Below are 7,800 nucleotides of genomic sequence, written 5' to 3'. Positions count from 1 at the left end.
GCGAGCTCCTCAGGGACCGTGACCAGACGCTCGCTGAGCGAGCTCCTCAGGGACCGTGACCAGACGCTCGCTGAGCGAGCTCCCCAGGGACCGTTGCCGGGCGGTCACGACGAAGGGCCGGCCACCTCGCGGTGACCGGCCCTCCTGGGGTGTGACGTCAGAGCTTCTTCTTGGCGACCGCGGCCTCGGCATCGATGATGCCGTCACCGTAAAAGCCGTTGAAGTCGGTGTCACCGACGCACTCGGCGTTGTACGCCGCCGGGATGGGCGCCGGGTAGTCGTACAGACGCGGCTCCGGGCAGGCCGTGTCACGCGCGGAGTCCATCAGGACCTCCTTGACGGTGTCGGCCGAGAGACCGAAGCCGGCCTTGCCGTCGACCTTGCCGTAGCGGGAGACGATGAGCGCCGAGACGCCCGCCGCGTGCGGGGAGGCCATCGAGGTGCCCTGGTAGTACTCGTAGTACCCGCAGACCTCCTCACCCTTGACCGTGTCGCAGTCCTTGAGGACCCAGCCCTCGCCGTCCGGGGTGATGTTGCCCTCCTCGTCCACCGAGCCCTCGGACTTGACGACGTTCTCCGGGACCGAGGAGAGGATCATGCTCTCCGGGTTGGGGCCCGTCGCGTTGGGCCAGTCGTAGGCGTCGCCACCGGGGGCGGACAACTCGATCTCACCCGAGTCGACGTCGGTCGTGTAGTTGGAGTAGTAGGCCTTGCGCTCCGACGGGCCGACCGACGAGACGCCGATGACGTGCTCGCCCTCGACGGGCAGGTCCCAGCAGCTCGAGTTGTCGATCGTGCGGTCGTGCTCGTTGCCTGCCGGGTAGTTGGGGCTGCTCGAGTCGGTGCCCGGGTTGGCCAGGTCCGTCGCAGCGTTGCCCAGCGCACCGACCATCGTCACGTCGTGGTCGTGCGCGTAGTTGAGCGCGCGCGACATCGACTCGATGATCATGTTCTGCTCGGCGGCCTCCTCGGGGCTGTCCTCGGGGGCGCCGTCCTGGCAGTAGTAGGCCCACGGGTCGACGTAGAAGCTCATGTTGACCACGTCGATGCCGGCGTCGGCGGCGTAGGTGAGCGCGTTGACCGTCGGGCCCACGAAGAAGTATCCGGCGTCCTGACCGGCGCGTATGTTGACGATGCCCGCGTCGGGAGCGACACCGGAGACACCCATGCCGTTCTTGGACGCGGCCACGGTGCCGGCGACGTGCGTGCCGTGGCCACCGTTGTCGACGTCGGCCGGGTCGACGCAGCCCTCGTACTCACAGGGCCCGTCGATGTCGGGGATGTCGGTGACGAAGTTGCGCGAGAGCTTGTGGTCGAAGTTGGGCGCGATGTCGGGGTGGCTGCCGTCGACACCCGTGTCGATGATGCCGACCTTGACCCGCTTGTCACCGGCCTCGACCTTGTGGGCGTCACGGGCATTGATCATGTCCATGCCCCAGAGCTTGTCGTCGAGCGGGTCGGCCGCCCCCTTCTTGTACTTGCCCTTGCCGCTGTTGGCGCTCGAGCCGATGCCCTTGGCCTTCTCCCCCTTGCCGGGGCGCTCTACGGCGTCCTGCTTCTTCTTCGCCTGCGGCGAGCGGCCGACGACGCCCTCACCGGCGGCACCGAAGACGCCGTCCATCGCGCGGGTCTGCGCAGCGAAGGCCGTGTCGGTCGAGGTGACGGTGACCATGCCGACGGCCTCGTTGACGGACGTGACGGTCGCTCCCTTCGCCTCGAGGCGCTTGGCGAGGGCCGTGGCGCTCGACCCGCGGTCGGCGAGGACCACGTAGCTGGTCTCGGCCCCGGTGGTCGACGTGGAGCTGGTGGTGGGTGCAGCGGTGGCGGTCGCAGTGGCGGTGAGCCCGGTGGCCCCGAGCGCGAAGGCGCCCAGGACTGCGGCCATGCGTTGGTGTCGCATGTACTTCCTCCCGATGGTGTGACGACGGCGGTGAGCCGCCTCCAGCACCATATGACGTGGATCACACATCCGCAGAGCGAGCGCTCACCGCCGTACCCGTCAGCGCGGGCGGGTGGCGCGCAGGGCGTGCTGGAGGATTCCGTCGAAGAGCTCGGCGCTCTCGCGGGCGCCCTTGTTGCTGAAGGCGTGGATCGGGGCATAGGCGCCCTGGGCCCGCTGGATCGAGGTGCGCTCCGGGATGCGCTGGGTGAGGACGAGCGGACCGAAGAGCGAGGCGAGCTCCTCCACGCGGTAGCGGTGCTCGTTGATGTTGGCCCGCACCCGGTTGACGACGATGCCGAGGGGTTGCAGGTGCGGGTTGAGCCGTGTGCGCACGTCGTGCACGGCCCGCAGGGCCCGGTCGGCCGCGGCGATCGCGAAGACGCCCGGCTCGGTGACGACGATCGCCCGGTCGGCCGCGGTCAGCCCGATGCGGGTGAGTCCGCCGAGCGAGGGCGGGCAGTCGATGATCACGAGGTCGTGCTCGTCGGCGACCTTGTCGAGCACGAGACGAAGGGAGGTCAGCATGCGGGTCGAGAGGTCGGTGCGGTCGTGGCGGGCCAACTCCTCACCGCCGACGACGACGTCGATCGGAGCGTGTCCCCCGTCGCTCCAGTGACTGCGTCGCGCCGCGGCCCGCAGGTGGCGCCGACGCGGCTGGTCGATGACGAGGGCGCTCGTCGACGCGGCCTCACCGTCGAGGTCGAGACCGATGGTCGAGTCCCCCTGCGGGTCGAGGTCGACGACGAGGGTGCGCAGGCCGGCGGCGCGGGCGGCGGAGACCAGGCCGAGGGTCACGGAGGTCTTGCCGACACCGCCCTTGAGGCTGCAGACCGCGATGACCACCATGGGCGCATGATATGCGCGCGCCCCCTCCGTCCGGGCGAGGACGAAGGGGGCGCATCACGTGCTGCGGTCACTCCCGATGACTACTTGAGCTCCTTGCTGGAGTAGCCGAGGATGCGACGGGCGACGACGAGCAGCTGGATCTGCTGCGTGCCCTCGAAGATGTCGAGGATCTTGCTGTCCCGCGCCCACTTCTCGAGCAGCTCGGTCTCGGCGTACCCGGTGGCACCGGCCAGCTCGACGCAGCCGAGCGAGACGTTGACACAGGTGCGACCGGCCTTGGCCTTGGCCATGGAGGCCTCCATGGAGTTGGGCTTGCCGTTGTCGGCCATCCACGCGGCGCGCAGCGTGAGCAGGTAGGCGCTCTGGAAGTCGGCCTCCATCTCGATGAGCTTGGCCGCGGCGGCGGACTGCACGTTGGCCGGGCGGTCCCAGTCGACCTCGACGCCGGCGTCCTTGAGCAGTTCGGTCGTCTTGTCGAGCGAGGCGCGGGTCAGGCCCAGGGCCATCGCCGCGACGAGCGGGCGCGTGTTGTCGAAGGTCTGCATGGCGCCACCGAAGCCACCCTCGATCTTGATCTCCGGGTCGCCGAGGAGGTCCTCGGCGGGCACGCGGCAGTTGTCGAGGACGAAGGCGGCGGTGTCCGACGCGCGGATGCCGAGCTTGTGCTCGAGGCGCACCAGCTGCAGGCCGGGGTTCTGGCGGTTGACGACGAAGGACTTGATGGCCTTCTTGCCCAGGCTCTTGTCCAGGGTCGCCCACACGACGACGAGCTCGGCGCGCTCACCAGAGGTGACGAAGATCTTCTCCCCGTTGAGGACGTAGTCGTCGCCGTCCTTGACCGCGGTCGTGCGGATGGCGCCGGAGTCGGAGCCGACGTCGGGCTCGGTGATGGCCATGGCAGCCCACTTGCCGGCGTAGCGCGCCTTCTGCTCGTCGTTGGCGACGGCCGCGATGGCGGCGTTGCCGAGGCCCTGGCGCGGGATCGACAGGGTCAGGCCCACGTCGCCGCGGCAGGTCTCGAGGATGGACAGGACGGAGGAGAGGTTGGAACCGTTCTTGTTCTCCTTCTCCCCCTTCTTGCTCGAGCGGCCGGAGCCGACAGCAGCGACGTCACCCTCCTCCGCACCGTCGTCCTTGGCGCGGGTGGACGAGGAGGCCCCGGCGCCCTGGCTGGCGCCACCATCGGCCATGCCGTCGATGACGGCGGAGACCAGGTCCAGCTCGGCCGGGTACTCGTGCTCGGCGCGGTCGTACTTGCGCGAGATGGGCCAGAAGACCTCCTCGGCCATGCCACGGGCCTGGGCGACGAGCGGTCGGAACTTCTTCGGAACCTCGAGGTCGATCATGATCGTGTCCTTCGTGTCAGGTAGGTAAGAGGAAGGGAGGTCGCGGCTCAGACGAGCAGCGTGCCCTCGAGGACTCCGGCGCCCCGCAGGTCGCGGTACCAGCGCTCGTTGTCGAACTCCTTGACGAAGCCGTGGCCGCCGAGCAGCTGCACGCCGCTGGAGCCGATCCACGTCGCGTGGCGGCTGACAAGGCTGCGGGCCTGGGCGATCTCGGCGGAGGCGTCCTCGCCGCGGTCGAGACGGGCGGCGGCCTTCCACACGACGAGGCGCAGACCGGCCAGCTCGATGGCGATGTCGGAGACGGTGAAGGCGACGGCCTGGCGGTAGCCGATCGGCTCACCGAAGGCCTTGCGCTCCTTGACGTACTCGCTGACGTGGTCGAGCACGGCCTGCGAGGTGCCGACGGCGGCCGCGGCCCAGGCGAGGCGGGCACGGCGCACGGCGTCGGCGTGGTCCTCCGTCGTGCCGAGCAGGTCGCCCTTGGCGACACGGGCACCCTCGAGGTGCAGGCGGGCGGTGCGGGCGGCGCGGACACCCATGGCCGGGTCGTCCTCTGTCTTGACGCCCTCGGTGCCGGGCTTGACGATGACGAGCCGGGCCTGGCCGTCGATCGCAGCGGAGACGATGAAGAGGTCGGCCGCCTCGGCGCCGGGGACGATCGCCTTGACGCCGTCGAGGACGATCTCGTCGCCCTCGACCCGACCGGTGGTCCGCAGCTCGAAGGGGTCGAAGAGCACGTGCGGCTCGTGGAGGGCGATGGCCGCCAGCGGCGGGTTCTCGCTCGTGAACTCCGGCAGGTAGGTGGCCTGCTGGTCGGCGTCGCCGTAGGCGGCGATCGCCGTGGCGACGGCCGCGGGGGCCATGATCGCGGCCGCGATGCCCATGTCGCCGCGGGCGAGCTCCTCGAGGACGATGGCGCCGGTGACGGCGGAGCGCTCCTCGGCGATGCCCTCGAGTTCGGCGGGGACGCCGACGAGGTGCAGGCCCATCTCGGCGGCCGCGGTGCGGACCTCGGCCGGCACGGCTCGCTCGGCGTCGGCGGTGGCGGCGGCCGGACGGATGACCTCGTCGGCGAGCTCGCGAGCGACGCCCTGGATCATCTGCTGGTCCTCGGACGGCGTGAGGTCGAAGAGCTGCTTGGGCTTGGCCGTCGCCGCGCGGGTCGGGTCGCCCGAGCCCTGCTGCTTGGCGAAGGCGCGCCCTGCGGCGGTCTGTGCCTTGAAGCCGGTGACGGCGCCCTTGTAGAGGTACCGCTCGACCTTGGCGCGGACCTCCTTGTCCTTCAGGCCCGGCAGGCCGCCGGCCTTGGCGATGAGACGCAGGCCGAGCCGCTGGCCCTTGTCCGCCAGGGACATCGTTTCGCTGGAAGCCATGTGGGACTACCCCTTCGCGACAGTGCTGAATGAGCTGGAAAGTGTGCGGTACCGACAGTACCTGCTACAGCACGTATCGGTAAACCGGTCGGTCACTACGACCTCCGGTGATCTGACCCACACCGGTGGGCACCCAGTCGGCCGTGCGTGAGATCACGCCTCGCCGAACCCCGGCCCCTCTCCGCGCCACGTCACGGGGCGGTAACCTGCCCGCAACCGGGAGAACCCGCGAGGGACCGCCCGCACACCAAGCACGTGAGAGGGAAACACAGCATGGTCGACGTCGACGCCGCGCTTGATGCGTCAGGTCTCACCAATGAGGCCGTCCGCGAGTACGTGAAGCACTGGGCCGAGATCACCCAGCCCGACCGGATCGAGGTGGTTGGCGCCGAGGACGACGACCGACTCATCGCGGAGGCCGTCGAGGCCGGAGAGCTCCTCCCCGCGGGCGAGGGTCGCTACTACTCGCGCTCCTACTCCAAGGACACCGCTCGCTCCGAGGAGCGCACGATCGTCGCGACCAACGACGAGAAGGACAAGGGCGTCTACAACAACTGGCGTCCCGCCTCGGAGATGAAGGCGAAGCTGACCGAGCTCATGCGCGGCCAGTCCCAGGGCAAGACGATGTACGTCCTGCCGTACCTCATGTCCCCCAAGAACAACGAGCTGGCCCAGTGGGCCACGGGTGTCGAGCTCACCGACAGCCGCCCGGTCGTGCTGCACATGATCCGCATGTCCCGCGTGGGCGTCGAGCACGTCAACGACCTGCCGCAGCAGGACAACTTCGTGCGTGCGGTGCACGTGACCGGCGACCTGGAGAACCTCGGCCAGGGCACCCCCGACGACAAGCGCTACTTCGTCACCGTCGCCGACGAGCGGATGATCCTGCACTTCGGCTCGTCCTACGGCGGCAACGCCCTCCTCGGCAAGATCGCGCACGGCCTTCGCCAGGGCGCCTACGACGGCTGGGACACCAAGAAGTTCCTCGCCGAGCAGTACATGCTCATCGGCATCGCCGACAAGGAGACCGGCAAGCGGTACCACATCACCGGTGGCTTCCCGAGCGCCTCGGGCAAGACCAACCTCGCGATGATGCTCCCGCCGGACGCGCTCGGTGACCGCTACCGGGTGGACTTCTACGGCGACGACATCGCGTGGCTGTGGGTCGACGAGCAGACCGGCAAGCTCATGGGCATGAACCCCGAGTTCGGTGTCTTCGGTGTCGCCAAGGACACCAACGAGGAGACCAACCCGACCGCGCTGCACTCGGTCGACCCGGGCACCAAGACGATCTTCACCAACATCGCCTACAACCCCAAGACCGAGGAGGTCTGGTGGGAGGGCCGCACCCCCGAGCCGCCGGCCGACGTCGACGGCTGGCTGGACTGGAAGGGTGAGCCGATCGCCGACCGCGAGCCGGGCGACACCTCCCCGTGGGCGCACCCCAACAGCCGCTTCACGACGACGCTGGCCAACGTGCCCAACGCCGCTCCCGACTTCGACGAGCCCGTCGGCGTCGAGATCGACGCGATCATCTTCGGTGGCCGCACCCGTGACCGCGAGCCGCTGATCCGTGCGATCACCGACCCGGCCGAGGGCGTCTACGACGGCCTGACCCTGGGTGCGGAGGCGACCGCCGCCGCCGAGGGCGTCGAGGGCCAGCTGCGCTACGACCCGATGTCCAACCGGCCGTTCATGGCCTACGGCGAGGGCGACTACGCGCAGCACTACCTCAACATCCTCGAGCAGGTGAAGGACAAGCCGCTCTTCGCCCACGTCAACTGGTTCCAGAAGCACCCGGAGGACGGTCACTACCTGTGGCCCGGCTACCGCGAGAACCTGCGTCCGCTCCTGTGGCTCATGCGCCTCAAGGACGGCGAGGTCAAGGGTCGCCAGACCGCTGTCGGCATCATCCCGACCGAGGACGAGCTGGAGATGACCGGCCTGGACCTGCCGCAGGAGGACCTCGACCGGATCCTGTCCATCGACGTGCCGCGCTGGCAGCAGGAGATGGGCTTCCGCGAGGAGCACCTCAAGCAGTTCGACCGGCTGCCGGAGGCGATCTGGGAGGCCCACCGCCGCGTGGCCGCCGCCCTCGACAACGAGGCCTGAGCCTCCTCCAGCACTGACGAAGGGCGCCGCCCGGGTCGATCCCGGGCGGCGCCCTTCGTCGTGTGCCGGCGCTGCTCCTCTGCCCGCGAGTCGAGGAGTGCCCGCCCTCGCCCCTGCCAGCCGGTCATCGCCGAGCCCCAGGCCTGCGTCGGCCCACGGCGGGTTCGCGTGGGCCGACGCA

The 7,800-nt window shown here is 69.6% G+C and carries 5 protein-coding genes; 1 reads left to right on the top strand and 4 read right to left on the bottom strand.

Features of this window, described 5'->3' with window-relative positions; genetic code table 11:
- Positions 1–157: 157 nt before the first annotated feature.
- The 4 genes from JAN01S_RS15885 to JAN01S_RS15870 all read right to left on the bottom strand — a co-directional run bounded on the left by JAN01S_RS15885 (position 158) and on the right by JAN01S_RS15870 (position 5,507).
- The gene (locus JAN01S_RS15885; RefSeq protein ID WP_068319726.1) at positions 158–1,900 is read right to left on the bottom strand and encodes a S8 family peptidase; all 1,743 of its coding nucleotides are present in this window, start codon (positions 1,898–1,900) and stop codon (positions 158–160) included.
- 99 nt (positions 1,901–1,999) lie between these two features.
- On the bottom strand, positions 2,000–2,788 hold the full coding sequence (locus tag JAN01S_RS15880; protein WP_068319724.1) for a ParA family protein: 789 nt from the start codon (positions 2,786–2,788) through the stop codon (positions 2,000–2,002).
- 80 nt (positions 2,789–2,868) lie between these two features.
- A complete protein-coding gene (locus JAN01S_RS15875; protein ID WP_068319722.1) occupies positions 2,869–4,134 on the bottom strand; it encodes an acyl-CoA dehydrogenase family protein in 1,266 nt (421 codons plus the stop codon).
- A 47-nt stretch (positions 4,135–4,181) separates the two neighbouring features.
- Positions 4,182–5,507: an acyl-CoA dehydrogenase family protein gene (locus tag JAN01S_RS15870; protein ID WP_169797251.1), complete on the bottom strand. Its 1,326-nt coding sequence runs from the start codon at positions 5,505–5,507 to the stop codon at positions 4,182–4,184.
- A gap of 273 nt (positions 5,508–5,780) precedes the next feature.
- Between JAN01S_RS15870 and JAN01S_RS15865 the strand changes: the two genes are divergently transcribed.
- Positions 5,781–7,619 carry a phosphoenolpyruvate carboxykinase (GTP) gene (locus JAN01S_RS15865; protein WP_068319717.1) on the top strand — a complete coding sequence of 613 codons (1,839 nt, stop codon included), beginning with the start codon at positions 5,781–5,783 and terminating at the stop codon, positions 7,617–7,619.
- Positions 7,620–7,800: the final 181 nt, after the last annotated feature.

The sequence above is a fragment of the Janibacter anophelis NBRC 107843 genome (genome assembly GCF_001570945.1).
Lineage (GTDB): Bacteria > Actinomycetota > Actinomycetes > Actinomycetales > Dermatophilaceae > Janibacter > Janibacter anophelis.
The sequence above is the reverse complement of the archived record's forward strand: the minus strand, read 5'-3'. Positions and strand labels throughout refer to the sequence as shown.